This is a genomic window from Paenarthrobacter sp. R1, assembly GCF_030264015.1.
In the GTDB taxonomy this organism is placed as follows: Bacteria; Actinomycetota; Actinomycetes; order Actinomycetales; family Micrococcaceae; genus Arthrobacter; species Arthrobacter ureafaciens.
Genome location: NZ_CP127115.1, coordinates 3267223 through 3293560 on the forward strand (window position 1 = coordinate 3267223; position 26338 = coordinate 3293560).

Genomic DNA, 26338 nt, shown 5'->3' on the forward strand with positions numbered 1-26338 from the left:
GGCACCGGTACCTGAAGCAGCGCGGGTCTGAGCAGCCGCCGGCCGAGCCTGAACGTCCGGTTGCCTTAGGGCGGGGATGGTCACAGTGCCCCCAGTGAGCCGCTGCGGGTCCGCGATTGAGGCATGGCCACGTTCTTGTCCGGCAAGCCAGGTGGCAACGTGCCTCGAAGTCGGTCATGTCTTTCGGAGTGCCTTCTCTATTAACTTTGAACGACCGCTACGTTAATCACGAGATTCACGACCAGTGGCCCATTTCGCGGTCAAGAACAACAGAAGGAGCAGGTATGGGTGCGTGGGGTTTTCAGGCATTCGAGAATGACGACGCCATGGACTGGTTGCAGGACCTCGAAGACGGCGGGGCGGAGGTCGTCCGCCATGGCCTCAACCAGGTGACGGACGGCTACATTGAGGCTCCGGACGGAAGCGTTGCCGTCGCGGCCGCCGAAATCACCGCAGCCGCCCAGGGCAGCCCGCACGGTGACTTGCCGGAGAACGTCGTAACCTGGGTGAGGGTCCACGGTGCCGAACTAACTGATGGAGACGCTCAACTGGCCCTTACTGCGGTGGAGCGCGTGGGCGGCGAAGAGTCGGAGCTTGCCGAGCTTTGGGACGAGGCCGATGAACCCGAGTGGACGGAATCCCTCGACGACCTGGCCGAGAGGCTCCGGACGGCCCTGAGGTAGCAACACATCAGGGCCGACGCGACACCTGCGAGATCCCACACTTGGTTTCTTACTCCCGCCAACAATGGCAACGAAGCCTCCCGCCCGGGATGGCCCGTAGATAAGGAGTAAGACCATGACGACCGTGTACGACCTGGATCTGGGGTTCTCTCCGGATGGCGATGCTGTTCATCCGGTAGATCGAGTGGGGACGCTGCCCAGTCTTGATGCTGCAAAGGCAGCAGCGGAGCAAGAGGCAGGAAAGCCACTGCAGTGGCGTTGGATGGAGGCCCGGAGGGTTTGGCGCGCCGAGGTCGGTTACCAGCGTGCCGCGGAGATCAGCGAGGGAACCCGCGTGGAGCGCATTGATGTGAAGGCCGGTCTGATGGGGTAGTTGCCTGCCGGTGGGAGGCCATCCCGTCAGACGCCCAGCTCTGCGATAAGGCCTCCCACCGCATCTGCAAGCCACCTGTCCAGGGGACTGAACGAATCGGTATCCCAGTCCCTGTGGTGAACCAGGACCTGCCCGTCCTTCGTGAAATCGAGTCCCAGGGTTGAGTAGCTCGATGTCGGGAACAGCACCTTGGTTTCGCCGTGAACTGTTTCCACGAGTCTGTCCGGGCCCAACCACGCAGCCTGCCTGGTGTGAAGGTTTACTACCTGACCGAACGCCGGGACCATTTGATGAGGGTTGATGAGCGGTTTGATCAGCGTGGCTTTCTCAAACCTGGCCCGGACCTCAGTGATGGACAGAAAATCATTGGGAAGCTGTTTGCGCCCATGCTCCATGCTTATGCGGCCGTCAATGGTCAAAAACGCATCAATACCCCCGCGCTTGAAGTTCCAGCCGAGGGCTTCGGCAACGAAATACCAGTTGGCACCATCGGGACCGGCTGTGGTGGCGGCAAGGCTGGTGGGTACGCGGCGGTGCTGCAGTACTCCGCAGGCGTCTGCTAGCACCATTCTGATGTTTTGGGCAGCCAGGGCAGCTGCCGATGCGTAGACATCGCGCAGCTCATCATGCCGCGTGCTTCGCTCTTTGGCGGCTCCGGACAGTTCGGCAGCCCGATCGTTCACCATGTCCTCAAACGAGTTCATCCCGGCCTCCTAGAGAACATGCTCGATTCGCGATACCGCAGCAGACCTGCACCTGACCAGTCTGGCCTAGCACGAAACGCCACGGGCCAATGATATGGAGAATCGGCCGCATCACAAGATACCGCAAAGGCACCAAGGCCAGGATCACGCTTGACAGGCTGACAGGCGACGATCCGACCCCGACTGGATCGTTGCACTGTCCAAGGAAAAACCCGAGTAGGAACCGACGCTTGAGCGGCTCATCGCTGCTCAGGTGGTCAGCATAAGCCTCCTTGTTGACCCGGAGGGCCACAAGCAAAGAGCAAACAATCTGTAGAAATGCAATGAGCATTCGCGCGTTAGCTTTCCGTTCCCATGGCTGGCTGTTCATCCGCACGCGGATTCCTCGCCTAGCCATAACTTGAACCGGGCCGCGCCCAGGATCGAAAGCCGGAGGCGACGTGGATGAGATTCCGCACTTGCTCCTACAACGGCAGCCTATCGTCCGCACGCGGATCCCTGACTCCCATTTCGTGGAATTGCGTTCTCGACTTCACTTAGTCGCCTCGCAGACACGAACTCTTAGTGTCATTAAGCCCTGTCTCGTGTAATCGCATCTCTATGTTAAAAAGAAGCACAACCGTTTGACTGTTCATTGGAAACGAACCGGAGTCCATCTCTAGGGGAATGCTATTTGGCCCATAAGGTCTACAAAAGCCACTCTACGCGAGAGACGCGAATCTAGAAACTGCGGTCTCTCACGCTCTCGCGGCGCTCTTCAGTCGGCCCAGGTTTACATCCGGAAGGAGCCGTGGTCGGATTCGTTGTGGAACTGGACGACCTTGGTTCCGCTCCACGCTGCGTCGACGACCTGGCCCTGGGTGAGTGGTCCGTCCTGGATCTGGGCGGTGCATTTGATGCCCGCCTCGGTCCATCCTTCGTCAGTGGTGACGCCGGCCTCGTAGCGTTCGGCGAGGAAGTCTTCGATGGCGGGGCTGTTCTTTTCCAGCCAGACCTCCAGTGCCTCCCGTGCAGGCGCGGGTCCGTGTCTGTGATGAGGTCGCTGATGTTGACCGCCTTGGCGGGGGAGACCCAGTGGCCGGACCCGTCATCGGAGCGGCTCACGTTCAGCGTCTCGATGACGCCGCCGTCGGCCAACTCAGTGAACGTGTCGCTCTCGCCGGGAGCGAGGGTCACCGGGCGCTGGGATGGGTCGAGCAGGAGCGTGGCTTCGGCGCGGATGTCGGGGGGCGAACTGCCCTCCGGTGCTGATCCCCTTAGGCTCCCGGTTCTGAGACGTCGTCATGCCAGCTATGTGTGCGGCCACCGGCAAAAGGGGCTGCGGTTGCCCGCTGGGGCTTTGAGGGCTGATTTCGTGACCCTACCGCCGGAATCCCACAAAGCGACCCGGAACCTACCATCTGGTCGAGTGGGAAAATCCCCGGAATGGCGGGGAATATAGGGCCCCTACTACTACTACTCTACTTAAACGACCAAAAATAGAGATATATATAAGGGGCCCCTAGTTCTCTTCCCTGGGGACCCCCTTGTCTCTTAGTAAGAGAGTACTTTCCCTCCTAGTAAGCACGTACCTCCCGGGGTGGTTTTGGTCGAGTGAGGGTGCAGCGGCAACCAAAAACCGCGACAGCATTGTGATGCGGGGCCGTTTTCCGGCACGACCGGCGGTAGGTTCGGCGTTGATCCACGCATTTTTCCTGCGGAGTGGTGGGGAACGAGGGTTATCATATGGCTCCCAAACGGGGGCCTTTTCTCGTTCCCGGAGGGTTTTCCGAGCAGTCTCATGTCGGTGCCTGCAGCAGCCCTGCGGATCGACTATTAAGCAGCGGGCAACCGCTCCAGCAGGATGCGGGTGACCGCCGGATATGGCAGAAGCAGCCCCTTCCGGTACGGCTTCCAGGGTTTGCAGGGAGCTAGGTCTAGGCGGTGGCCATTTGCAGGAGGATGGAGCGCAGCCTCCCAGTCGTTCCATTCCCGAAGCCTGGGCGCATCGGCCAGGCCGCGGTTGTAGGGCTGGTCTAAAACGAGGTGCGTCCAGGTAGGTGCCATGTTCCCGGTGATGCCCTGCTTGTCATCAATGAGCACGTCACCGCGAACCAGGGTCTTGTCATGGGTGAGGATTACCCGGTTCACCCAGCGGCTGCCCAGGTGCTCTTCGAATGAGGCCAGTTTCTCGGAGGCGCAGGTCGGATGCGTCGCGAAGGACGTTGAGCAGAATAGGACATTCAGACCGGCCTCCTCCATCGCCAGGACCGCCTCTACGGCACCCGGCATGAAGTTGTCTCATTTAGCCTGAGGGCTCCTGAGATTTGCCCAGTGAGACTCTAATGGGCCAGAATCTGCCAACAGCCTTGTCGTGAGAAACCACTTCTGACCGGGAAACTCCGGACTCTGAAATTGCGCCTGTCGGCTTCCCCGCCCCGGGATCGGACGGTTCACCCGGCTCATGATCATCCGTTCGAAGCGATGACTCGGCAGGCGCCGGGTAATGACTGGGGGCCTCGAGTGCCTGTTTTCGGATCATAGTGAGAGCTTTAGGCGGCGTCCAGAGCGTCACGGGAGGGAAAGTTCGTACCGCTGGTTACGAAATTAGCAAGCTGTTCACTCCGGCTCGGGAGCCCTCCGAGACCGCTTGGAAAAAGTTTGGCCAGGCCTGAGCGTTTCTAAAACCACGCGCACACAGAGCGGCAGGGGCATCTCATAGAACAACCTCTCCGCCCTAATTAGAGTTACCGGCGCCAGATAGTGGAGCCATTTCCCAGCTGGCTCCCAGTTCGGCTATTGTCTGCTTTGAGCGAGCCCGTAGAACTGAGCATTGTTGCCTGTTCTTCGTCGTCTTGGCCGCTCCGGATTCCGGGCTCAGGCCCGATTGGGGGATACCTTGAAGAAGTCACTGGCGGTGGTAGTCCTTGCTGCGCTTCTGACAGCGGGCTGCTCCGGCAAAGCACCTGTCGATTCGGCTGGCAAGCCATCTGCTCAACAGGTCGCTGCGACACCAAGTTCCACTGCGGACGCAACAAGCGTCACCCTTCCGAACGAAATTGGCAAGACACTCGACAAGGCTCAGAAGGAGCTGGAGGGTCTGGGGTTCAAGGTCAGCTCCACTGACACCGTCGAGGGCAAAACGATCGTCTTGAAGTCCAACTGGGAAGTTATCTCCCAGGATCCAGCCGCAGGCACGTCAGCGGCGAAAGGCAGCAAGGTCAAGCTGGGAGTCAAGCATCTGACCAACACCCCGTCGCCGACGCCTACTCCGACCCCGACACCCGCTGCTCAAGTAGCCGGCGGGGGCGCGGATGTGAACGTCCAGCCGCCTGTCGTCCCGGTGGCACCTCCCGCTCCGGTGGCTCCTCCCGTGGCGCCTCCTGTTGCACCTCCGGTCGTCCAGGATCCGGTTCCCAACTACGGCGGCATCATCTGCCGGGATGGCTACCACTGGCCAGGCACTACCCGCCAAGGCGCTTGCCGCGGACACAACGGGATCGCGAACTAGGGAACGCCATGGAGCCGGTCATCCTGCTCGACATCGACGGCGTCCTCAACCCCGCGGTGGTCCCTGGAGGTGGTGACCGGCCCGTACTGCGGCTCTCCCCCGAGAAGCTGGGTCTGGTCCGGCGGCTTGCCCGTTGCGGCCGGATCGCCTGGGTGTCGACGTGGCCGGCTGATCTGATCGGGGGCTTGGAAGCCCAGCTGGAACTGGACACCGAACCTTTGCGGGTCACTCTGGTTTACCGGTCAGCGGATGGAGACGAGCCCACCCCAAAGCTGCGTAGCGTGCAGCGCTGGCTTGCCAGGATGGATGCCGCCGGGGAAGCACCCTGGGACTCCGTTGTCTGGGTGGATGACGTGCTGGGTCCCGACGCTAGGGCCTGGGCTGGCAGGCATGACCAACCCGTCCATCTGGAGCGGCCCAACCCCGAAAGCGGCCTCACTGAGGAGCATGTACAGCGGATCGAAGCGTTCTGCTCAGGGGCTTAGAAAAGCAACCACCCGGGCAATTACTGGGGCTGCTCTTGTCGAGGTCGGCGAGCAAGCCCCGTTGGGTCCCCACTTAACGGGGGCAGAACGGTCAAGGTGTGACAAAACGCAGGATGGAAGGCCGAGCGCGCCCGTAGGATCGGCCGTGATTGAACCTGGCCCGCACGTTGGGGGTGGCAGGTTCTATTGCGTTTAAGGACCATGCAGGCCGCGTGGGAACTCTGGCCGGCGCCGAATCCTGAGCTTCGACCGCTTTCTCCAGGCGTAACACTTCCTGCCCGGTGTACTACTTTTCAGCGGACATTCGAACCGGTTTGGTTCCGTCGCCCTTGTTCCGTTGCCGGGCCCCGCTAATCTCCAAACCAGAACCCGGTTCGGCAGAACGGTCAACCGGATCCGGCAGGGCAGGAAGCGCCATGCTTGCTGAATCCGCCAGCTGGGGGCGGCCACAAGCCATCGCATCCAGAGCTGCATTCTTCGCAGCTACACTGGTATGCCGCCGAGCGCGCCGCCAACCTGGCCAGGACCGAGTGGCTCGAACACGTCCGTGGGTAGTCGTGCCGGCGCTGACGAAGATTGCCGACCCCGACTTGGAGCTTTCTGACGCTGACTGGGGCGAGCTTCGGCCCGTCGAGGCGCAGCTGCGCGACGAGATCCGCGGACGCGTCCTCGCAACAGATGAAGTCGTTGCGGCCACACGGCGGCCCAGGAACGCGGCGTGACTGTTCAAATCCTTGATGACCGACGACAGGACCTGGCACCCCGCCTGCTGTCAGCTGTGTCAGAACGGGGGGTGAACATGCTCAACCAGACGTGAGCGGCACGGGCCCGCCCGCAGGACTCAAGCTCCGATATGACGATTCTTGCCAACTCGGACGGAAAAGAAGAACCAACCCTTGTCGAACTTTCCGATAAGAACCCGGAAGCCTAGTGGCACAGAAAAGGCGCGCCCGTTCGCTGAGCGTGCCTTTCCGGTTTACTAGCAACGTTGAAGTTCACCTGCGGTATCCCGGGGAGCGGACTGAACGATGTGCGGGTCCGAGATGAATAACCCTGACCCATTTGGCAGATCTCCAGCATGAGCAGATTTAGAACTTCTCCGTCGCAACGCAGCTGGGAGCGGGCTTACGGACTGAAAGTCGTCTGCCGGAACGGCTGCTGCGGGCAGGCGCGTGATTCCCGTTCGTCGAGAAGCGAAACAAGTAGATGCTTCCCGCTGCGGTTGTGATCTTGGTCCTCGGTCACTGTCAGTAATTTGCCTCATGACTGGACCCTACAAGGTGCCTTGACGGCGAATGACCGGACGGGGGCTTGCTCCAATAGAGATGTGAAGGGATCCATGGGAGGGAGTGACCTGAATCGGGACTAGAATCTCATCACTCACGAGTGCTGTTCTAAGGAGCGAGAAAGTGTGCCATAAGTGTGCCCTGCCCACAGGAGGATTGCACCACTTAACCAGCGAAAAACCCCGGAAGCCCTTGGATCTAGGGGCTGTCCGGGGTTCATCTCGAGCTTCCTATCAGAATCGAACTGATGACCTTTTCATTACGAGTGAAACGCTCTACCGACTGAGCTAAGGAAGCACCGCGTCCATCTGCCGTTTCCGGCCGATCACGCAAGACATAACTGTAATAGAGTCACGCGGCCCGGGTCAAAACGGGCAGGAGCCCTAGCATTTCAAGCCGTCCTGCGGCAGCTTGCCGTCTACAAAGTAGTCGTCGACGGCGGTGCTGACGCAGGAGTTGGAGCGGCCGTAAGCTGTGTGCCCCTCACCCTCCCAGGTCACCAGGGCGGCGTTTTCCAGTTGCTTGCGAAGGGACTCCGACCATTCCAAAGGCGTGGCCGGATCACCGGTGGTGCCGATCACCACGATGGGTGCGGAACCCGTGTAATCGACGGCTGCCGGCTGGCGTTTTGGCTGGTACGGCCATTCCTTGCACGTCAGGCCGCCGTAGGCGAAGAAGCTGCCAAATGTGGGGGAGTCCTGCTTGAGCTTGGCTTCTTCTGCGCGCATCCCGGCGGTGTCAGTGACCATGGGGTAGTCAAGGCAGTTGATGGCGGTGAAGGCGAAGGCCGAGTTGGAGGTGTATTTTCCGCTGGGATCCCGGTCCGCGCCGAGGTCCGCGATGCGGAGCATCTGGGAGACATCTCCGGAGAAAGCGGTCTCCAACGCCTGGGTCAAAGCCGGCCAGCTTTGGTTGTCGTACAACGGCAGAATCAGGCCGTTCACGAATTCGGTTCCCGTGACGAGCCGTCCGTCCCGGGCAGTCTGCGGATTCGCGTCCACGGCATTGATGAGGTCCCGGATCTCTTGGACGCCGTTGTCTACTCCGCCGCTCAGCGGGCAGTTGTTTTGGCCCAGGCAGTTGGCTACGTAGGTCCGGATGGCTTTCTCGAACGCCCTCGCCTGACCAGCGGTGAGTTCTTCGTTGCTGATGGAGGGATCAACCGCGCCGTCGAGGACCAGCCGCCCGACGTTCTCCGGGAACAGGTCTGCGTACGTGGAACCCAGGAACGTTCCGTAGGAGTAACCGAGGTAATTGAGCTTGGCGTCGTTGACCACGGCCCGGAGGACGTCAAGGTCCTTGGCGGCGCTCACGGTATCAATGTGTTCAAGGACCGGCCCGGTCTTTTCGGCGCACTGCTTTGCCACCGTTTTGTTGAAGGCCAGCGCAGCGGCCAGTCCCTCGTCCGTGTCCTTCCGGAAGTCCTTCTCACGGGCGGCGTCCCGTTCGGCATCCGAGGACATGCAGGTCACAGGTGCGGACCTCTTGACGCCGCGGGGATCGAAACCCACGATGTCGTAGTTGGAGCGCAGCTTCTGGGTGAAGTGCGACTTTCCGCTGTCCTTGACGAAGTCGACGCCGGAGCCGCCCGGCCCGCCCGGGTTGATCAGGACCGTGCCTTTCTTGCTGCCGTTGCTTGCGAGCTTGATGGCTGAGAGGGTGATCTCCTCCGAATCCGGTTTTCCGTAATCCAGGGGGACCTGCACCTTGCCGCATTCGAACCCGTCTTCGCAGGAACTCCACTCCACCCCCTGGGAGTAGAACTTCTCCAGTCCTTCCGGCGCGGACGCAGCGATTGAGGGGTCCACCGTACTGGTGGAAGGTTTGGCTGTGGGGGCGGGAAGGAACGGCAGGGAGCATGCGCTGAGCACCAGCATGGACACCATGGCGAGGCAGAACGCGGCGAACCGGCGGGGTGCGGACTTCATGGATTCTCCTATTGCTGGATCAGGCTTGTAGCCATTGACTCCACTGCCAACAGCGGTGCCACGTTGGTAGTGGTGATGCGGACGCGTGCCTTATTGATGGCGTCCATCCGGGCGAGCGTGGTTTCGGGGGCGGACTGGCGCGCGTACTCTTCCAGCTCGCTTTGTAGCTCAACGTTAACCAAGTCCACCGCGTTCCCAAGCTGGATGATGAGGACATCACGGTAGAAGGACAACAGGTCCGTCAGGGTCCGGTCCAGCGAATCCGTGACGGAGCGCTTGGCGCGGCGCTTTTGGTCGTCTTCCAGCTGCTTGACCTGGCTGCGCATCGACGGCGGAAGGGTGCCGGATTCGGGCGCCCCGAGGCTTGCCAACAATGCCACTTTTTCCGCAGCGTCGCGTTCGTCGTTGGAACTGTTGGCCTCTTCCGTGGCGATCTTCACCAGCTTTTCGGCCATCATCACCGCTGCCGTTACTCCGCGCAGGCCAAGCGGAATGCGGACTGTTTCCAAACGGCGTTCCCGGGCGTCGGCGTCGCGTGCCAGTCGCCGGGCGATGCCGATGTGGCTCTGTGCCGCGCGTGCGGCCCGCTCGGCAAGGCCACGTTCGACTCCGTCGCGCCTCACCAAAAGATCGGCGACGTCGGAGGCAGGAGGCAAGCGCAAGGTCACCGGGCGGCATCGCGAACGAATGGTTACGAGCACATCTGCCGGGGAGGGTGCGCACAGCATCCATATGGTCCGGGGAGTGGGCTCCTCGATGGCTTTGAGCAGCACGTTGGTGGTCCGTTCGGCCATGCGGTCGGCGTCCTCCACCACGATGATGCGCCAACGGCCGGTGGAAGGCCGGTCGCCGGCTTTGGCCACCAATTCCCGGGCCTCGTCAATGGTGATGGTGACTTTCTCGGTCCGCACGAACGTAACGTCCGAGTGTGTTTCGCCAAGGATGGTGTGGCACGCGGGGCATTCGCCGCAGCCCCGCAAAGTGACGTCGTCCTGCTGGCAGTTGAGGGCCGCAGCGAAGGCCTTGGCGGCATTGGAACGGCCGGATCCGGGCGGACCCGTGAACAGCCACGCATGGGTCAGGCCGCTCTCTGACTGGGCGGCCTGTTTCAACTGTGCGACTACCGGGGCTTGTCCCTGCAGGTCATCCCATACGCTCATTGGCTGACCCGATCACCCAACAGGGCTTCCACCCGTTCGAGGATCCGTGCAGCCAACGTCTCGATGTCCAAGGCCGCGGGCAGCACCAGGTAGCTGTCCGGCGCGGCGGCAGCCAACTGGAGGAAGGCATCCCGGATTGCTGTGTGGAAAGTGTCGGGTTCGGATTCCAGCCGGTCCTCGGCGGCGTCACCCGCCGTCCGCCGTTCGCGACCGTCGGAGGGCTCGACGTCGAGCAGTACCGTGAGGTGCGGATGGAGCCCTTCGGTTGCCCACTCGTTGAGCGACCTGACGTCCTCGGCGCCCAGCCCTCGACCAGCGCCCTGGTAGGCGACGGAGGAGTCGATGTAGCGGTCGGTAATGACCACGTGGCCCAACGCCAGGGCCGGACGGATCACCTGGCTGGCGTGTGCAGCACGGGCAGCGGCGAACATTAACGCCTCCGTGCGGGCATCTATGGTGCCGTGGCCGTGGTCCAGCACCAGGGAACGCAGCTTCTCGCCAATGGGAGTTCCGCCGGGTTCGCGTGTCCGCAGCACCGTGAGGCCCTTGGATTCGAGGGCGTCGAAGAGCCGGGCGGCCTGCGTGGACTTGCCCGCTCCGTCCCCGCCTTCGAACGCGATGAAAAGACCTGGGCTCTGGATACTCACCCGTCTAGCCTACCGAGCTTCCCTGACATAAAGATGCGTAATGCCTTTCATCCACAGGGTTCGGCAGCCGTACCCTGAATCCATGAGCCTTTCCGATCACCATGCTGCCGATTTGTCCCCGGAAACCCTTGTGGTTGCTGCCGGGCGGCCTGAACGCAAGCACGATGAACCGGTCAATCCACCCATCGTCCTGTCCTCCACATACTTCGGAACTGGTTCGCTCGGCGACGGGGACCGCGGCTACGGACGTTACGCGAACCCCACCTGGGATCCTTTCGAGGAAGCCCTTGCCAAGCTCGAAGGCGCGGAGCTCCCCGGCCTGCTGTACGCTTCCGGCCTCGCTGCAGTCAGCTCCGCACTCTCCTTGGTGCCGGCCGGCGGCGTCGTGGTCATGCCCTCGCACAGTTACGCGGGTTCGCTGGTCATGGCCACGGAGCTGGCAGAAAAAGGCGTCCTTGAACTGCGGACCGTGGACATCGCGGATACCGAGGCCGCCAAAGCGTTGATCGATCCTGCAGACGGCAAACCCGCCGACCTGCTGTGGCTCGAAAGCCCCACCAACCCCATGCTCGGCATCGCCGACATCCGGGCCCTGACCGAGGCTGCCCACGCGGTGGGCGCGATCGTGGTTACGGACAATACTTTCTCGACGCCGTTGGTGCAGAAGCCTCTCAGCCTGGGGTCCGACGTCGTACTCCATTCGGTGACCAAGTACCTGGCCGGGCACTCCGACGTCGTCCTCGGCGCCTTGGTGACGTCCAATCCGGAACTGCGCGCCGCCCTTCTGCACCACCGCATCATCCACGGCGGAATCGCCGGTCCGTTCGAGGCGTGGCTTGCCCTGCGGGGCCTGCGGACACTGGCGCTTCGCATTGAGCGGTCGCAGGCCTCGGCGGCGGTCCTGGCCGAGCGGCTAAGCCTTCACCCCCGTGTTGAGGCAATCCGGTTCCCGGGCCTCCCGTCCGATCCCGGCCACCAACGTGCCAAGGACCAGATGCAGGGCTTCGGCTCTATCCTGTGTATCCAGATCGCAAGTGACGCCGCCCGCAGCGGGGCCGATGCGGCCGATGAACTGGTCCGGGCCCTTGAACTGTGGCTCCCTGCTACATCCTTGGGCGGAGTGGAATCGCTGATTGAACGCAGGCGCCGGCACACGGCCGAGCCGCTTAGCGTTCCGGAGAACCTGGTGCGCCTGAGCGTCGGCATCGAGAACGTCGAGGACCTCTGGGCCGACCTCGAGCAAGCGCTGAAGTCGCTGGGCAGCTAGGCTAAAAGGCGTGGACGGAAAATACTTGATTGGCATTGTCACCAGCGGGGTCTACTTCATCTTGGGATTGGTGGCCTTGGCTCTTGAGGTCTGGGCATTCGTGGACTGCTTGCGCCACCGCCCCACCCTCTTTGTCGCTGCCTCCAAGCGCACCAAAACGTTCTGGACCGCCCTCACCGGCATCGCGTTCGCCATCGGTGCGCTGAGCTTGCTCGGTGGTGGAGGCGGACTGGGCCTCTTCGGCATCGCCGCCGTGACCGCGGCTTGCGTGTACCTCGCCGACGTCCGTCCTGCTGTCCGCGAGGCCGGCAGCGGAGGCAACCGCAACGTCGGACCTTACGGACCTTGGTAAGAATCCTCCCGGCGGGGCGCCACGGCGTCCCATGCCACTGTTAGTTCACCCAGCCGCCACCGCGACGGTCCATCCAACAGCGGCCAACCGGCGTCGCGCAATGTCCGGCACATCTGCGTCCAACGTTGCCGGTTCCCGAACGACGCCAGCGGTGCGGCCTCCAGCCACGCCCGGTCCATGGCCTGCAGGAACGTGTGGATCGGCTCGCCCGGCACGTTCCTGTGGATGAGGGCCTTTGGTAACCGCTCCGCCACGTCCGATGGTTGCTTGAAGCTGCCGAAACGCACGGAGAAGCTCAGGCTCAGGGGTCGGGCCGGGTCCAAAGCCACCCACGTGACCCGACGGCCGATTTCGTCACATGTTCCATCAATGAACAAACCACCCGGCGCCAGCCGCGACTGAACCAGGTGCCAGATCTCCGGAACGTCGGCTTCCTCGTACTGCCGGAGCACATTGAAGGCCCGGACAATGACCGGCTTGCCGGGGACAGGGATCTCGAATCCTCCCACATGGAAGCTCAGGCCCCGCCGTTCCAACGGCTTCGCGGTGCGCACCCGCTCAGGTTCGATCTCGATTCCGCAGACGCGAACGTCCGGCCGCACTGCTTGCAGCCGTTCAAAAAGTTCGACGGCGGTGGTCGGGGAGGCGCCGTAGCCCAGGTCGATGACAAGGGGCTCGACGGCGGTGCGGAGCCGCCACGCCTGCGGGCCGGCCAACCACCTGTCCAACCGACGCATCCTGTTGGGATTCGTGGTGCCCCGGGTCACGTTGCCCACCGGCTTCCCGCCCCGGCTCCGGGGAGAGGCTACCCGTTCAGCTTTTTGCACCACGGCTCCACTGTATCGGTGCGGCCCTGACGGTGCGCGGCGGGGGAGCGTGGGGGCCGCGGCGTCGTGGTTAAGGGTGGTCCGGGGTGGGGGCTGCGGGCTTGGGGCTGGGGTGGGCTTGTCTTGGGCGCACCCTTTGCCGCCCTTCGCTCCCGTGGTTATGGGGGCGCAGTGCGTGAACGGGTGCGATGGCGCCGAAGTAGGGGTGCGCCAGGCGGAAACGGGTGCGGCCGCCCACGAAGAACCCGTGCTCCCCGAGCGCCCAACGGACCACACCGCCGCCCAGAGCCCAGAGCCCGGAGCCCGGAGCCCGGAGCCCAGCCCCGGAGCCCGGAGCCCAGCCCCGGAGCCCAGGGCCCGGTGCACGGCGTAATGCCCGGCGGGAGGGAACACGCCTCGGCTAGGATGAAAACCATGACTTACAAGCTGATTCTGCTGCGCCATGGCCACAGCGAATGGAACGCCAAGAACCTGTTCACCGGATGGGTGGACGTTGACCTGAACGACCAAGGCCGCAAGGAAGCAGCGCGCGGCGGGGAACTCCTGGTCGAGAACAACGTTCTCCCGGACGTCCTCTACACCTCGTTGCTGAAGCGTGCCATCAACACGGCGAACATCGCCCTGGACAAGGCCGACCGCGGCTGGATCCCGGTCAAGCGTGACTGGCGCCTGAATGAGCGCCACTACGGTGCCCTCCAAGGCAAGGACAAAGCCCAGACCCTCGCCGAGTTCGGCGAAGATCAGTTCATGGAATGGCGCCGCAGCTACGACACCCCGCCGCCGCCCCTGGACGACAACAGCGAGTTCTCGCAGGCCAACGATGTCCGTTACAAGGACCTCGGCGACGCCCTTCCCCGCACGGAGTGCCTCAAGGATGTCCTCGTCCGCCTGCTTCCCTACTGGGAATCGGACATCAAGGAAGACCTCAAGGCCGGCAAGACCGTCCTGGTCACGGCACACGGCAACTCCCTGCGTGCACTCGTGAAGCACTTGGACGGCATCAGCGATGACGCCATTGCCTCGCTGAACATCCCGACCGGCATCCCGCTGGTCTACGAACTGGATGAAGACTTCAAGCCCGTCACCCCGGGCGGCACCTACCTGGACCCCGACGCCGCAGCCGAGGCTATCCTCGCAGTGGCCAACCAGGGCAAGAAGTAAGGCTTCGCGGCCCCGGCTGAAGAACGCTGGACATACGACGGCGGTCCGGTCACCTTGGGTGACCGGACCGCCGTCGTGATTTAACTGCCCTGTATTAGAAGCCCTCAGGCTGCCACTCTCCGGTGACCAGGTAGGTGACCTTGCGGGCAACCGAGACCCCATGGTCGGCGAAGCGCTCGAAGTAGCGGCTCGCAAGGGCAACATCCACCGTGGTGGCAGCGGATTCCTTCCACTCGGGAGCAGCGATGGCCTTGAAGACGCTCAAGTGGAGGTCGTCCACCGCGATGTTGATCTTGAGGATGTCGCGGGCAACTTCGAGGTCGCGGGTCTCCAGGAGCTCGATGACCTTGGCGACGATCTCAATGTCGTACCGGGCCATGGCCTGGAAAGTCTCAGTGAGCGAAGAGGGGATGACGTTGGCCGGGTAACGGAGCCGGGCCAGCTGGGCGACGTGCCGGGCGAGGTCGCCCATCCGTTCCAACGAGGCACTCATACGAAGGGAGCCAACAATCATGCGCAGGTCGCTGGCCACCGGACCCTGGAGGGCAAGGATGTCGATGGCACGCTCGTCCAGGCTGTTCTGCAGGAAATCGATGCGCGCATCGGCCGCGATGACGTCTTGGGCAAGGTCAACGTCGGCACCTTCAAAAGCAGTGGTGGCCTTGGTGATAGCTTCGTGAACGAGTTTGGAGATCTCGATGAGGTCGTCGCCAACCTGGGTGAGCTCCGACTGAAAAACCTTGCGCACTAAGGCGTCCTTTCCTTCGAGACCCGGCACAGGCGGCGGCCGGGATCGCAAAAACCACGGGTAGTCCAACAAGCAACATTGACAGTAGCCCGTGAACGGTTCCGCACCTTTAGGTGAACGTTAGTTGAACCGTTCGGGTTTGCCTCCGGAACCATGCATCGCCACGTTTGCACAGCATAAGCTGGTCGAGTGGATCCGTTGCTCGTAGGCGTCATTGCCGGCCTGGTTGGCCTGTCCTTGGGCGTGTTCGGCATGCTCGCTTTCGGCATCAGTGAGCGGCAACGGAAGATCGAGGACTTAGGCATCTCCGAGCCCGTGCTTCCCGAAGGGGCAGCGGAAGTACTGTCCGTGGTGGGCCGTGCTTTCGTGGTGGTGGATGCGATCGACGGCGTCGTCCGGGCCAGCCCCGGCGCCTATGCCTATGGCTTGGTCCGCGGGCACACGGTGGTCCACAAGCAGCTTCTGGAAATGACCGCCAAGGTCCGCCGCGACGGCGTGATCCTGGAAGAACAGTACGAGCTGCCGCGGGGACCGATGGGCAAGGGCGCGATTGTCGTGCAGGTCCGGGCAGCGATGCTCGGGCAGGAATACATACTGCTGCTTGCCGACGACCGCACCGAGATCACCCGCACGGAGGAAATCCGCAACGACTTCGTGGCCAACGTTTCCCACGAACTCAAGACCCCGGTAGGGGCCATCTCCCTTTTGGCCGAAGCCCTCGAAGCGTCCGCGGATGACGAGGAGGCCGTGCGCCGTTTCGCCAAGCGCATGCACAAGGAATCGGGCCGCCTCGCAGCCCTGGTGCAGGACATCATCGAATTGTCACGCCTGCAAGGCGCCAACGTCGCCCAGCAGGGCAACGCCGTGGACGTCAACGCCGTGATCCTGGAGGCCGTGGACCGCTCCCAGCTGCCGGCAGAGAGCAAGAACATACGGATAGTGGTGGGAGGCCATGCGGACACCGAAGTCTTCGGCGACCGGGACTTGCTGGTGACCGCACTGCGCAACCTCATCGACAACGCCATCCGCTACTCGCCCGAAAACAGCCAGGTGGGAGTGGGCGTCCGGACCCGCGAAGGCGTGGTCGCGGTGTCAGTGACGGACCAGGGCGAAGGGCTGACTCCCGAAGACCAGGAGCGCGTGTTCGAGCGCTTCTACCGCGTGGACGCCGCCCGCTCCCGCCACACCGGCGGCACGGGCTTGGGGCTGAGCATCGTCAAACACATTGTCTCCAACCACGGCGGCGAAGTGACGGTATGGTCCCAGCCCGGCCACGGCTCCACGTTCACCATCCGCTTGCCCGAGTTGGAAAGCCAGGACGACGGCGGACTCCCGCCTTCCACTGCCAACCCGGTTCCGCTTCCCGGACAGCACCAGGGGAGCGCCGCCGTCGAACCCCAACGAGCGGGCCACGCTCGCAATGAAAGTCAACAAGAGGGCGCCAGCGGCGCCCAAGAGCAAGGAGCCAGCGCTTGAGCCGGATTTTGATCGTGGAGGACGAAGAGTCCTTCAGCGACCCACTGTCCTACCTATTGGGCAAGGAGGGTTTCGACGTTGAAGTAGTGGACAACGGCAGTGATGCCTTGGTGGAATTCGATCGCAACGGGGCAGACCTCGTCCTGCTTGACCTGCAGTTGCCGGGAACACCAGGAACTGAAGTGTGCAGGCAATTGCGGCAACGCTCCAGCGTGCCGGTGATCATGCTGACCGCCAAGGACTCGGAGATCGACAAAGTAGTGGGCCTGGAACTCGGTGCCGACGACTACGTCACCAAGCCGTACTCTTCACGTGAATTGGTGGCGCGTGTCCGGGCCGTCCTTCGCCGCCAAGGCGAGCCCGAGGAGCTCATCTCTTCCACCGTGCAGGCCGGGCCTGTCCGCATGGACATAGAACGGCACGTGGTCAGCGTTAACGGGCAGCAAGTCTCCCTGCCCCTCAAGGAATTCGAACTGCTGGAGATGCTCCTGCGCAACTCCGGGCGGGTGTTGACCCGCGGGCAGTTGATCGACCGGGTGTGGGGTTCGGACTATGTAGGGGATACCAAGACCCTGGATGTCCACGTCAAGAGGCTTAGGAGCAAGATTGAGCCGGATCCTTCGGCCCCCCGCTATTTGGTCACCGTCCGCGGACTGGGGTACAAGTTCGAGCCGTAGGCCGAGGGCATGGGCCCTAAGTCCATGAAGAAACAAACAAGGGAGGGGTTCCGCCGTAGCGGAACCCCTCCCTTGCAGTTGCTTGTAAGAGCGCGGTCCTAGTGGCCGGCTCCAGCCGACTCGGTGGAGGTAGCGGAGGGCGAGGCCGAACCGGACTCCGTAGAGGTGGGCGATGCCGAACCGCTGGGGGTGGGCAGGTATTCCTTGTACTCAGGAAGGGTGCCGTCCACAACAGGCACGTTGATCGTGGCGGAGTCGGAACCGCTGCGGATGGTCACCGGGGTCAGGCCGCCGGGGATAACGCCGGCGCTGCTGAGGATCGCGGAGTCGGAGCCGGTGTTCAGGTACGTCTCGGAGTTTGCCTTGACCGGGATTTCGGTCTGGGAGCCGTTTGCGCCGCTGATGGTCAGGGTAGCGTCCGAGGTGCCCTGGTTGAAGACAGCGCCGATGACGCGTCCGGGCTCCTTCTCGCCGGAAGCCACGATCAGGATGTTGCGCAACTGCAGCTGGCCGAGGTCAGCCTTGACCCCGTCGGATGCCGAGTACTGGTGCGAAGTCTGCTGGGCGTTGACGAAGCCGCAGCCGGTGACGGACAGAAGACCGACGCCGATTGCAGCGGCCGCAATTGCCAGCTTGCCGCGCTGGACAGTGTTCATCGCAGAAATGCGCACGACACCTACTCCTCAAGAGTCATTGGAAAGTTTTCAGCCATAGCCTATCGGCAAATCGGGCGAAACGAGGATTCGGGAAGCCTTTGTGGCGCCCACGACGGCGGACACAACCGCGTGCGACCGCGTGCCCGCTGGCGCGCACGCGTGAGAGCCCGGGCATTCACTTCGATTGACTAATGCATCTTTCACAGTTTTCGTCAAGGGGTTCTTTAGGGCCCTTTCGGGCCTTTTTCCCTTTATTTGCGCGGGAGGAGGGGCCGTCCGATGCCAGTCGTATGCCTTAATCGTGATAGACTAGTCTGCGGGAAAGGGGAAAGTCCACATGGTTTTTGAGGTCGGCGAGACAGTAGTTTACCCTCACCACGGTGCAGCAAAAATTGAGGAAATCAAGATGCGCACCATCAAGGGCGAAGAGAAGATGTATCTCAAGCTCAAGGTGGCTCAGGGTGATCTGACCATTGAAGTTCCAGCAGAGAATGTTGACCTTGTTGGGGTCCGGGACGTAGTGGGCAAGGATGGTTTGGAGCACGTATTTGACGTCCTCCGCGCCGAGTTCACTGAAGAGCCCACCAACTGGTCACGTCGTTACAAGGCAAACCTGGAGAAGCTTGCTTCGGGTGATGTCATCAAGGTGGCAGAGGTCGTCCGCGATCTTTGGCGTCGTGATCACGATCGCGGCCTTTCCGCAGGTGAGAAGCGCATGCTGGCCAAGGCGCGGCAGATTCTGATTTCAGAACTGGCGCTGGCTGAGAAGACAGACGAAGAGAAGGCAGCAAGCGTTCTCGACGAGGTCTTGGCTTCCTAAGAATTGATGCCCGGTGGTGCGAAAGCGCCGCCGGGTTTCTTTTTTGTCTTCCAGTAACCTTGGCGCATGAGTAATCCTTCAATGCGCTCGGTTACGGCCGTCATCGTAGTTGCAGCCGGTTCAGGGGAGCGCCTGGGCTACGGCATGCCTAAAGCCCTGGTTCCTTTGGGTGGTGAGTCCATCCTCATGCATGCCCTCCGCGGCGTGGTGGCGGCAGACGTTGCACGCCAGATCTGCGTTGCCGTGCCCAAGGGGGATACGGAGATGCGTGAGCTGATCGCTGATTTCACCGTGGAACTGGTGGACGGCGGACCTGAAGTGTCGGTCGTCGACGGAGGGTCTACCCGCGCGGACTCCGTGCGCGCCGCCCTCGCCGCATTGGAGGAAGGCACTGAATTTGTGCTGGTGCACGACGCCGCCCGGGCCCTTGCGCCCGAGCGTGTCTTCCAGCGCGTTGCCGATGCCCTTGCTGCCGGGGCGAAGTCGGTCATTCCGGCGATGCCGGTGGTTGACACCATTAAGACGGTGGCGGCTACAAGCGGGGCAGGGACGGAGATCGCGCCGGAAGTGGTCACCGGAACCGCCAACCGGGAGCAGTTGCGCGCAGTCCAGACGCCTCAAGGTTTTGAGCTGGCAACGCTGCGCCGTGCCCACGGGGCCGCAGCAGATTTCGATGACCAACAGTCTGCGTCGGTTACCGACGACGCCATGTTGGTGGAACTCCTCGGAGTTCCGGTGCATGCGGTCCGGGGAGCCAGCCAGTCCTTGAAAATCACCACACCGCTGGACCTCATCATCGCCGAAGGCTTGTTGGAAGGCCCCCTGGGAATGCGCTGGGTGGAGGGCTGATGAACCAAGCTGAACCGATCCTGCCTCGCACCGGAATCGGCATTGACGTGCACGCCTTCGCACCCGCCGACGACCCCCAGCCGCTGTGGTTGGGAGGATTGTTCTGGGAGGGCGAGCAGGGGCTCTCAGGCCATTCCGACGGCGATTGCATCGCCCATGCGGCCGCGGATGCGCTCTTCTCCGCCTGCGGAATCGGCGACCTCGGCACGCACTTCGGCACGGACCGCCCCGAGTTTGCAGGCGCTTCCGGAGTGAAGCTCCTGGGCGAAGCCGCGCGCATTGTCCGTGCCGCAGGATTCGGGATCGGAAACGTGGCCGTGCAGTTCGTTGCCAACCGTCCCAAGTTCGGCCCTCGGCGGGAAGAATCACAGCGGGTCCTCAGCGAAGCCGCCGGTGCACCCGTGAGCGTCACGGCGACCACCAGTGACGGCCTCGGATTCACGGGGCGCGGTGAAGGGATCTCGGCCATCGCCACGGCCCTGGTTTACCAACTGCCGGAGCCCGGGCAGCCGACTACCGCGAACGGCGGGCAGGATGCGTAAGCCGCGTTCCGGCGTCGTACGTTTTCCGGCCGCTGCAGCAATAGCAGCCCTCGGGGCGGCACTGATGCTGGCCGGCTGCGGCGGAACTCCAAAGATGGACGTGAAAGCCAGTTGCGAGTTCCTGAACAACGATTCCTTCAAGCCGGACGGCAACCAGCAGCAGCAGTCCAAACAGCTGGCCGAGCACTATCACCAACTCTCGGAAAAACTCACCCCGGAGATCGCGGACCCCATCAAGGAGATGGCGGCCATTATGGACAAGGCCGCGTCCTCGTCGCTCGGAGCGGCTACCCAGGAGCAACAGCAGCAGCTTACGGTCCAGTTCAACAAGATCGGCGAGTTCTGCAAGTAAGCCGGGCACGGTCCGGCATCGGCTAATCTGGAGCGGTGACCCTGCGCTTCTATGACACTGCCTCCGCCGAAGTCCGTGACTTCGTTCCCCTCGAACCCGGCAAGGCGAGTGTCTACTACTGTGGGGCCACTGTGCAGGGCATGCCGCACGTGGGCCACGTTCGTTCGGCGATCGCATTCGACCAACTGACCCGATGGCTGGAATTCCGCGGCCTGCGGGTCACAGTCGTGCGCAACGTCACGGATATTGATGACAAGATCCTGGCAAAGTCCGAACGGTCCTTCGGGCCTGACTGGGACGCCGAGCCCACAGCCAAGCAGGACGAGGAATGGTGGGCGCTGGCCTACCGTTACGAGCTGGAATTCGAGCAGGCCTACGAGACACTTGGCGTCCAGCGCCCCACCTACGAACCCCGCGCCACCGGACACATCCCTGAGATGCACGCTCTGATTCAGCGGCTCATTGACCGTGGCCACGCCTACCCTGCCCTCGATGACTCCGGAGACGTCTACTTCGATGTCCGTTCCTGGAGCAAGTACGGTTCGCTCACGCGTCAGAACGTAGATGACATGCAGGGAGCCGCCGACGCCGACCCCCGCGGCAAGCGTGATCCCCGCGACTTTGCGCTGTGGAAGGGTTTCAAGGAAGGCGAACCGGAAACCGCCAGTTGGGCTTCCCCTTGGGGAGCCGGCCGTCCCGGGTGGCACCTCGAATGCTCCGCCATGGTCACCAAGTACCTCGGCAAGCGCTTCGATATCCACGGCGGGGGACTCGACCTCCGTTTCCCGCACCATGAGAACGAGATGGCACAGTCCCAGGCTGCGGGCGATGATTTCGCCAACTTCTGGATGCACAACGGCTTGGTGACCTACGAGGGCGAAAAAATGTCCAAGTCCATAGGCAACACCATCAGCCCGGCCGAGATGCTGGACGTGGCCTCGCCCAGGGTGGTCCGGTACTACCTCGGGCAGGCCCACTACCGCTCTGTCCTGGACTACCGGCCGACGTCGCTCCAGGAGGCGGCTGCCGCCGTCGAACGCATTGACGGTTTCATCGCGAAAGCGTCTGCCAAGGTTCAGCACGACATGGGCGGACCGAGCGCTTATGCCGTAGCGCCGCAGGCCAACATGCCGGCCGCCTTTGCCGCCGCGATGGACGATGACCTGAACGTCCCGCAGGCACTGGGCGTCCTTCACGAGACGGTTCGTGCGGGCAACACGGCGCTGGCCGCCGGGGATCTTGAGGCTGCCAAGCAGGCCCTCTACAGCGTCAATGCCATGACCTCGGTCCTGGGACTGGACGCCGTGAAACGCCCCGAAGCCGTGCAAGGCCGTGAACACGCCGCCCTCGAGGTGCTGGTCGAGGCGCAGCTCGAAGCCCGGGCAGCCGCGCGTGCGGCGAAGGACTGGGCCGCGTCGGACGCGATTCGCGACACGCTCGCCGCAGCCGGCATCGTGGTTGAGGACGGGCCCGACGGCGCAACGTGGAGCCTCAAGCGCGGCTGACAAGAAGGCTCGTCCGCCGAATTGCATTGGGTCAGTAGACTTGATTCCAGACTCATTACAACATCAAGGATGGAATCCCATGGCCAACAACGGTAACCGGTCGGTCAAGAAGAAGAAGGGCCCCACCGTCGGAACCGGTGGCCACGGCCGCAAGGCACTCGAAGGCAAAGGCCCCACGCCCAAGGCGGAGGACCGCGTCTACCACAAGGCCTACAAGAACAAGCAGTTGGCCGAGCGTTCGGCTGCCAAGCGCGGTGCAGGTCCCCGCGGCGCCGGCGCCCGCCGGAGCACTGGTCCCAAGGGCCGCGCCACTGAAGAGCTGGTGACTGGCCGCAACTCCGTTGTGGAAGCCCTGCGCGCCGGCATCCCGGCCAAGGCGCTGCACGTGGCCATCCGGATCGAGATGGACGACCGCGTCAAGGAATCCCTCAAGATTGCTGCTGAACGGAATATCCCGCTGCTGGAGGCCGGCAAGTCCGAGCTCGACCGGATGACCGAGGACGCCGTGCACCAGGGCCTCGTCCTGCAGATTCCGCCGTACGAGTACGAGGACGCTTACGATCTCGCCGAAGAAACGGTAGCCAAGTGGAAGAAGGGGCACATCTCCAACGCTCCGCTCTTCGTCGCACTGGACGGCATCACTGACCCCCGCAACCTTGGCGCCATCATTCGTTCGGTTTCCGCCTTCAGCGGTCACGGCGTCATCGTGCCCGAGCGTCGCTCCGTAGGTGTGACCGCTTCCGCGTGGAAGACCAGCGCGGGAGCTGCCGTCCGTGTCCCCGTGGCACGGGCATCCAACTTGAACAACGCCCTCAAGCAGTTCAAGGAGATGGGCATCTACGTTCTGGGCCTGGACGGTGGCGGCGACGTCTCGCTTCCGGACCTCACCGTCGCTACCGAACCGGTGTGCATCGTGGTGGGTTCCGAAGGCAAGGGCCTCAGCCGGCTCGTGCGCGAGAACTGCGACCAGATCGTCTCCATCCCGATCGACTCCGCCATGGAGTCCCTGAACGCTTCCATGGCCGTCGGCATCTCCCTCTACGAGGTCTCCCGGCAGCGCTCGGCAAACTAGCCCCCGTTCCTCTCTCACATCCCGACGCGTTTTGAGGGTTTCTCTCTTACATCCCGACGCGTTTTGGCTCACGCTCTCTCACCTCAAGCGGTGGGGGAGCGTTTGCCGTTCTGCGTGGATCAGCCCACGACGGCGCCTCCCGGACACCCGCAGTACGTCCGCCGCGGGTGGGATGTGGCAGAGCAACCGGCGGAAGCGGGTGGGATGTGGCAGAGGAACGCTAGAAGTCGCGGCGGTTGGCCAGCACCGGGAGCTTTTGGCGGGCTTCCTGTACTACGGTCCCGTCGAGGTCGGCAAAAATCAGTCCCGGCTCGCCTTCGAGTGATTCAAGCACTTGGCCGAACGGGGAAACGACGGCGGAGTACCCCACTCCCGTGGGTGCCGCGCCTTTGGTTTCCACTCCTTGGGTAGCGGGATCACCCTGGCCGCAGGCAAGGACGAACGTGGTGGTATCCACGGCCCGGGCGCGGGCAAGGAGCTGCCATTGCTCAGCTTTGCCGGGGCCGGATCCCCAGGATGCTGAGACGATATTGACCACCGCGCCGCGCCGGGCGTTCTCGGTGAACAGGGCGGGGAAACGGATGTCGTAGCACGTGGCCAGACCAAAGGTGAGGCCACCGGCGACGAACGTCACGGGGTCTGTGCCGGGCTCGACGGTATCCGACTCCGCAAAACCGAACGCGTCGAACAAGTGGATCTTGTCGTAGCTGGCCTCTACGCCCGGGCCGGTGGCCAAAAGGGTATTCCGTACGCGGGCTTTTCCGGACTCCGAGGGGGTGCCGGGCGTGAACATCCCGGCAACGATCACCAGCTCCAGCTCCTTGGCGAGTTCGCGGACACGGGCTGCCCAGGGGCCGTCGAGGGGCTCGGCAATGTCCAGCAGCGAGTTGCCGAACGCACGCATCATGGCTTCCGGAAAGACCACAAGGCCGGCGCCGCCTTCCTTGGCTCGTCGGGCATACTCCTCCAGGATCCGCAGGTTCCCGTCCAGATCCCGGCCTGTGATGACTTGGGCAAGTGCCACGCGCACGATGTGTACCTCCAGTTCCGTACCTCCCAGTATGGCAGCGCTGCAAGGAAGTGCCGCGTATGTCGTCACATGGAAGGAGGAAGCGGTACATAGTTGGCGTGGAACTAAACTTGCAATCAATGGTCATGCCTATTTTGGAAACAGCAGCCGCCGTGGACGCCTCCCGTCCCGCGCCGCTCGGACTGAGCTCGCCGCCGTCCGGGGAGACTAATGCTGCCTCCGCACCCATCGGTCACGTCAACGTGGCAGTGTTCGCCCCGGATCTGGAGCGTGTGGAGATGGCGTACCAGGCGCCAGGCGAGGGATGGCGCGTCCACACTCTGCCGAACAAGGCCGACGGCATCCACTTCGGCATCGTGGACGGGGTTCCGCCCGGCACCCGGTACGGTTTCCGCGCCGCTCCTGAAGGCGGCGGACTTCCGGTGTCCGTGCCCTCGGTGGATTTTGACAACGACGGCGGACAGCCCCTGTTGCTTGACCCTTACGGCCGCGCCGTGGACCAGCGGGGCGAATTCCTGACGAGCGTGCATATGGCCCGTGACTTTGACTGGGGAGATGACGCCGCGCCGCGGACTCCGCTGCGGAACACGGTCATCTACGAGGCCCATGTCCGCGGCCAGACGATGTTGCACCCGGACATCCCCGAGCACCTGCGTGGAACATACGCAGGCATGGCCCATCCCGTGATGATCCAGCACCTGACGGAACTGGGTGTGACGGCCGTGCAGCTGCTTCCTATCCACTTCCACCTGGATGAGTCGCACCTTCAGGACCTTGGCCTGACCAACTACTGGGGCTACAACACCATAGCTTTCTTCGCGCCGCAGTCCTCCTACGCCACCGAAGCTGCGCGGAACGCCGGGCCTCATGCGGTCCAGGATGAACTCAAAGGCATGGTCAAGCTGCTCCACGCTGCCGGGATCGAGGTGCTCCTGGATGTGGTCTACAACCACACAGCCGAGGCCGGACCGGACGGGCCTCCCATCAGCTTCCGCGGACTGGCGGAGAAACGGTACTACCGCCACGATGCCCACGGCCGCTACTTGGACACCACCGGCTGCGGCAACACACTGGACTTCAGTGATCCCATTGTGGTGGACCTGGCTTTGGACTCGTTGCGCTACTGGGTCAACGACTTCCACGTGGACGGCTTCCGTTTCGACCTCGCTGTGACGCTTTGCCGCGATTCCGGAAACCAATACGACCCGAACCACCCGTTCCTGCGCGCGATCGCGGAAGATCCCGTGCTGTCCTCGGTCAAGCTGATTGCCGAGCCGTGGGACGTCGGTTTCGGCGGTTGGCAGACTGGACGGTTCCCCCGCGGCTGGGCTGACTGGAATGACCATTTCCGCGACGGCGTCCGCAACTTCTGGCTTTCCGACCGCGCACCCGCCGAGGCCGGCGGCCACGGCGGGTCAGTGGCGAAGCTCGCGCAGATCATGGCCGGTTCCCAGGAGCTGTTTGCCGCTTCAGGCAGGACGCGTCTGGCGTCGGTAAATTTCGTCACGGCCCACGACGGCTTCACCCTTGCGGACCTCGTCAGCTACGACCGTAAGCACAACGAAGACAACGGCGAGCAAAACAGGGACGGCCACGGCGATAACCGCAGCTACAACCATGGCTTCGAAGGCCGCAGCGAGAACGAGGCGATCGTTGCTGCCCGCGCCCTGTCAGTCCGCAACCTCATGGCTACCCTTTTGCTGTCCATTGGCGTTCCGATGATCACAGCCGGTGATGAACTAGGGCGGACGCAGCATGGGAACAACAACGCCTACTGCCAGGACAACCCCACTGCCTGGTTGGACTGGAGCCGCACCCACGAGGCCCACTCACTGTTCCGGACCACCCGCGAGTTGGTCCGCCTTCGGAGATGGTTCCTGAGCCAGCAGCCTGAGAGCTTCCCGGCGATGGCCGACGACTCCAGCCTTCAGTGGTTTGATGACAACGGCAAACGCATGACCCCGGCCCGCTGGAACGATCCCGGCGTCCGGTGTGTCCAACTTCTGATGGGTGACGAGGACAGCCAAGTGCGCGGCTTGATCGTGATCAACGGCAGCAACCATGACGTTCGGATGGTCCTGCCGGAGATTTTGAGCGAGACGGGCGTCGGGAAACGTATGTTCGAGCTCCGTTTCACCACGTCAGTGCTCCATGAACGCCGTAAGGGTGCGCTGGTAGCGTCCGGTGAACGGGATATCCTGCATGCCAACACCATCAACGTTTACCGCACCTGAAACCTGAGGAGTTC

At 63.0% G+C, this 26338-nt stretch carries 26 protein-coding genes and 1 tRNA gene; 17 read left to right on the top strand and 10 right to left on the bottom strand.

All coding sequences use genetic code 11. The annotated features are described in order from the left end of the window. Positions 1 to 284: 284 nt before the first annotated feature. Entirely contained in the window at positions 285 to 683 is a 399-nt protein-coding gene (locus QN084_RS15880) for a DUF4259 domain-containing protein (protein ID WP_069695423.1), read from the top strand. A 115-nt stretch (positions 684 to 798) separates the two neighbouring features. Next, complete coding sequence (locus QN084_RS15885; RefSeq protein ID WP_069695424.1) at positions 799 to 1056, top strand: hypothetical protein; 258 nt, start codon at positions 799 to 801, stop codon at positions 1054 to 1056. A gap of 26 nt (positions 1057 to 1082) precedes the next feature. On the opposite strand, the gene QN084_RS15890 is transcribed toward QN084_RS15885, so the two are convergent. Both QN084_RS15890 and QN084_RS15895 read right to left on the bottom strand, forming a co-directional pair. Further along, on the bottom strand, positions 1083 to 1760 hold the full coding sequence (locus tag QN084_RS15890; RefSeq protein ID WP_069695425.1) for a hypothetical protein: 678 nt from the start codon (positions 1758 to 1760) through the stop codon (positions 1083 to 1085). Between the two features lie 1815 nt (positions 1761 to 3575). Next, positions 3576 to 4031: a 5' nucleotidase, NT5C type gene (locus QN084_RS15895; RefSeq protein WP_069695428.1), complete on the bottom strand. Its 456-nt coding sequence runs from the start codon at positions 4029 to 4031 to the stop codon at positions 3576 to 3578. A 607-nt stretch (positions 4032 to 4638) separates the two neighbouring features. On the opposite strand from QN084_RS15895, the gene QN084_RS15900 reads away from it, so the two are divergent. From QN084_RS15900 to QN084_RS15910, 3 genes are all read left to right on the top strand, one after another. Continuing rightward, positions 4639 to 5250: a PASTA domain-containing protein gene (locus tag QN084_RS15900; protein WP_168529747.1), complete on the top strand. Its 612-nt coding sequence runs from the start codon at positions 4639 to 4641 to the stop codon at positions 5248 to 5250. 8 nt (positions 5251 to 5258) lie between these two features. Beyond that, on the top strand, positions 5259 to 5735 hold the full coding sequence (locus QN084_RS15905) for an HAD domain-containing protein (protein ID WP_069695430.1): 477 nt from the start codon (positions 5259 to 5261) through the stop codon (positions 5733 to 5735). A 530-nt stretch (positions 5736 to 6265) separates the two neighbouring features. Then, positions 6266 to 6457, top strand: a complete 192-nt coding sequence (locus QN084_RS15910; protein ID WP_139126814.1) for a hypothetical protein — start codon at positions 6266 to 6268, stop codon at positions 6455 to 6457. A gap of 788 nt (positions 6458 to 7245) precedes the next feature. Here QN084_RS15910 and QN084_RS15915 read toward each other — a convergent pair. The 4 genes from QN084_RS15915 to tmk form a co-directional block, all read right to left on the bottom strand. Then, a tRNA-Thr gene (locus tag QN084_RS15915) sits at positions 7246 to 7318 on the bottom strand. A gap of 86 nt (positions 7319 to 7404) precedes the next feature. Next, positions 7405 to 8949: an alpha/beta hydrolase gene (locus QN084_RS15920; RefSeq protein ID WP_021474259.1), complete on the bottom strand. Its 1545-nt coding sequence runs from the start codon at positions 8947 to 8949 to the stop codon at positions 7405 to 7407. Positions 8950 to 8957: 8 nt separating this feature from the next. Further along, entirely contained in the window at positions 8958 to 10109 is a 1152-nt protein-coding gene (locus QN084_RS15925) for a DNA polymerase III subunit delta' (protein ID WP_021474260.1), read from the bottom strand. Further along, on the bottom strand, positions 10106 to 10756 hold the full coding sequence (gene tmk / locus QN084_RS15930) for a dTMP kinase (RefSeq protein WP_062095278.1): 651 nt from the start codon (positions 10754 to 10756) through the stop codon (positions 10106 to 10108). The genes QN084_RS15925 and tmk overlap by 4 nt, the downstream gene beginning before the upstream one ends. A gap of 82 nt (positions 10757 to 10838) precedes the next feature. Between tmk and QN084_RS15935 the strand changes: the two genes are divergently transcribed. Further along, positions 10839 to 12023, top strand: coding sequence for a trans-sulfuration enzyme family protein (locus QN084_RS15935; protein WP_069695442.1), 1185 nt, complete (start codon positions 10839 to 10841; stop codon positions 12021 to 12023). A gap of 10 nt (positions 12024 to 12033) precedes the next feature. Continuing rightward, the gene (locus tag QN084_RS15940) at positions 12034 to 12375 is read left to right on the top strand and encodes a DUF2516 family protein (protein ID WP_021474263.1); all 342 of its coding nucleotides are present in this window, start codon (positions 12034 to 12036) and stop codon (positions 12373 to 12375) included. Here QN084_RS15940 and QN084_RS15945 read toward each other — a convergent pair. Continuing rightward, a complete protein-coding gene (locus QN084_RS15945) occupies positions 12360 to 13205 on the bottom strand; it encodes a class I SAM-dependent methyltransferase (protein WP_173024401.1) in 846 nt (281 codons plus the stop codon). The two genes, QN084_RS15940 and QN084_RS15945, sit on opposite strands and share 16 nt — an antisense overlap. A gap of 411 nt (positions 13206 to 13616) precedes the next feature. Here QN084_RS15945 and QN084_RS15950 point away from each other — a divergent pair, with 411 nt between their 5' ends. Further along, positions 13617 to 14363 carry a phosphoglyceromutase gene (locus QN084_RS15950; RefSeq protein WP_021474265.1) on the top strand — a complete coding sequence of 249 codons (747 nt, stop codon included), beginning with the start codon at positions 13617 to 13619 and terminating at the stop codon, positions 14361 to 14363. A gap of 94 nt (positions 14364 to 14457) precedes the next feature. Here QN084_RS15950 and phoU read toward each other — a convergent pair whose 3' ends face one another. Then, on the bottom strand, positions 14458 to 15111 hold the full coding sequence (phoU, locus tag QN084_RS15955; RefSeq protein WP_062095285.1) for a phosphate signaling complex protein PhoU: 654 nt from the start codon (positions 15109 to 15111) through the stop codon (positions 14458 to 14460). 198 nt (positions 15112 to 15309) lie between these two features. Between phoU and QN084_RS15960 the strand changes: the two genes are divergently transcribed. Both QN084_RS15960 and QN084_RS15965 read left to right on the top strand, forming a co-directional pair. Then, positions 15310 to 16587 carry a sensor histidine kinase gene (locus QN084_RS15960; protein ID WP_197521596.1) on the top strand — a complete coding sequence of 426 codons (1278 nt, stop codon included), beginning with the start codon at positions 15310 to 15312 and terminating at the stop codon, positions 16585 to 16587. Continuing rightward, on the top strand, positions 16584 to 17264 hold the full coding sequence (locus QN084_RS15965; protein WP_021474268.1) for a winged helix-turn-helix domain-containing protein: 681 nt from the start codon (positions 16584 to 16586) through the stop codon (positions 17262 to 17264). Before QN084_RS15960 ends, QN084_RS15965 begins: the two co-directional genes overlap by 4 nt. 98 nt (positions 17265 to 17362) lie before the next feature. Here QN084_RS15965 and QN084_RS15970 read toward each other — a convergent pair whose 3' ends face one another. Further along, positions 17363 to 17920, bottom strand: a complete 558-nt coding sequence (locus QN084_RS15970) for a hypothetical protein (protein WP_062095287.1) — start codon at positions 17918 to 17920, stop codon at positions 17363 to 17365. A 337-nt stretch (positions 17921 to 18257) separates the two neighbouring features. Between QN084_RS15970 and QN084_RS15975 the strand changes: the two genes are divergently transcribed. The 6 genes from QN084_RS15975 (at position 18258) to rlmB (ending at position 23060) form a co-directional block, all read left to right on the top strand. Further along, positions 18258 to 18740 (top strand): CarD family transcriptional regulator, encoded by a 483-nt coding sequence (locus QN084_RS15975; protein WP_009357288.1) that lies wholly within the window; start codon positions 18258 to 18260, stop codon positions 18738 to 18740. A 66-nt stretch (positions 18741 to 18806) separates the two neighbouring features. Beyond that, a complete protein-coding gene (gene ispD / locus QN084_RS15980) occupies positions 18807 to 19589 on the top strand; it encodes a 2-C-methyl-D-erythritol 4-phosphate cytidylyltransferase (RefSeq protein ID WP_031217134.1) in 783 nt (260 codons plus the stop codon). Beyond that, the gene (gene ispF, locus QN084_RS15985) at positions 19589 to 20131 is read left to right on the top strand and encodes a 2-C-methyl-D-erythritol 2,4-cyclodiphosphate synthase (RefSeq protein WP_021474271.1); all 543 of its coding nucleotides are present in this window, start codon (positions 19589 to 19591) and stop codon (positions 20129 to 20131) included. The genes ispD and ispF overlap by 1 nt, the downstream gene beginning before the upstream one ends. Further along, positions 20124 to 20483, top strand: a complete 360-nt coding sequence (locus QN084_RS15990) for a hypothetical protein (protein ID WP_069695432.1) — start codon at positions 20124 to 20126, stop codon at positions 20481 to 20483. The genes ispF and QN084_RS15990 overlap by 8 nt, the downstream gene beginning before the upstream one ends. A 35-nt stretch (positions 20484 to 20518) precedes the next feature. Then, on the top strand, positions 20519 to 21988 hold the full coding sequence (gene cysS / locus QN084_RS15995; protein WP_069695433.1) for a cysteine--tRNA ligase: 1470 nt from the start codon (positions 20519 to 20521) through the stop codon (positions 21986 to 21988). Positions 21989 to 22067: 79 nt separating this feature from the next. Then, positions 22068 to 23060, top strand: a complete 993-nt coding sequence (gene rlmB, locus QN084_RS16000; protein WP_021474274.1) for a 23S rRNA (guanosine(2251)-2'-O)-methyltransferase RlmB — start codon at positions 22068 to 22070, stop codon at positions 23058 to 23060. 220 nt (positions 23061 to 23280) lie between these two features. On the opposite strand, the gene QN084_RS16005 is transcribed toward rlmB, so the two are convergent. Next, on the bottom strand, positions 23281 to 24090 hold the full coding sequence (locus QN084_RS16005; RefSeq protein WP_069695434.1) for a carbon-nitrogen hydrolase family protein: 810 nt from the start codon (positions 24088 to 24090) through the stop codon (positions 23281 to 23283). A gap of 119 nt (positions 24091 to 24209) precedes the next feature. Here QN084_RS16005 and glgX point away from each other — a divergent pair, with 119 nt between their 5' ends. After that, entirely contained in the window at positions 24210 to 26324 is a 2115-nt protein-coding gene (gene glgX / locus QN084_RS16010) for a glycogen debranching protein GlgX (protein WP_069695435.1), read from the top strand. Positions 26325 to 26338 lie beyond the last annotated feature (14 nt).

What these genes read in the sequence shown, in the direction of transcription:
- QN084_RS15880 (WP_069695423.1), top strand. Translation starts at nt 285, where the DNA reads ATGGGTGCGTGGGGTTTTCAGGCATTCGAGAATGACGACGCCATGGAC.
- QN084_RS15885 (WP_069695424.1), top strand. Translation starts at nt 799, where the DNA reads ATGACGACCGTGTACGACCTGGATCTGGGGTTCTCTCCGGATGGCGAT.
- QN084_RS15890 (WP_069695425.1), bottom strand. Translation starts at nt 1,760, where the DNA reads ATGAACTCGTTTGAGGACATGGTGAACGATCGGGCTGCCGAACTGTCC.
- QN084_RS15895 (WP_069695428.1), bottom strand. Translation starts at nt 4,031, where the DNA reads ATGCCGGGTGCCGTAGAGGCGGTCCTGGCGATGGAGGAGGCCGGTCTG.
- QN084_RS15905 (WP_069695430.1), top strand. Translation starts at nt 5,259, where the DNA reads ATGGAGCCGGTCATCCTGCTCGACATCGACGGCGTCCTCAACCCCGCG.
- QN084_RS15920 (WP_021474259.1), bottom strand. Translation starts at nt 8,949, where the DNA reads ATGAAGTCCGCACCCCGCCGGTTCGCCGCGTTCTGCCTCGCCATGGTG.
- QN084_RS15925 (WP_021474260.1), bottom strand. Translation starts at nt 10,109, where the DNA reads ATGAGCGTATGGGATGACCTGCAGGGACAAGCCCCGGTAGTCGCACAG.
- QN084_RS15935 (WP_069695442.1), top strand. Translation starts at nt 10,839, where the DNA reads ATGAGCCTTTCCGATCACCATGCTGCCGATTTGTCCCCGGAAACCCTT.
- QN084_RS15950 (WP_021474265.1), top strand. Translation starts at nt 13,617, where the DNA reads ATGACTTACAAGCTGATTCTGCTGCGCCATGGCCACAGCGAATGGAAC.
- QN084_RS15970 (WP_062095287.1), bottom strand. Translation starts at nt 17,920, where the DNA reads ATGAACACTGTCCAGCGCGGCAAGCTGGCAATTGCGGCCGCTGCAATC.
- QN084_RS15975 (WP_009357288.1), top strand. Translation starts at nt 18,258, where the DNA reads ATGGTTTTTGAGGTCGGCGAGACAGTAGTTTACCCTCACCACGGTGCA.
- ispD (WP_031217134.1), top strand. Translation starts at nt 18,807, where the DNA reads ATGAGTAATCCTTCAATGCGCTCGGTTACGGCCGTCATCGTAGTTGCA.
- ispF (WP_021474271.1), top strand. Translation starts at nt 19,589, where the DNA reads ATGAACCAAGCTGAACCGATCCTGCCTCGCACCGGAATCGGCATTGAC.
- QN084_RS15990 (WP_069695432.1), top strand. Translation starts at nt 20,124, where the DNA reads ATGCGTAAGCCGCGTTCCGGCGTCGTACGTTTTCCGGCCGCTGCAGCA.
- rlmB (WP_021474274.1), top strand. Translation starts at nt 22,068, where the DNA reads ATGGCCAACAACGGTAACCGGTCGGTCAAGAAGAAGAAGGGCCCCACC.
- glgX (WP_069695435.1), top strand. Translation starts at nt 24,210, where the DNA reads ATGGTCATGCCTATTTTGGAAACAGCAGCCGCCGTGGACGCCTCCCGT.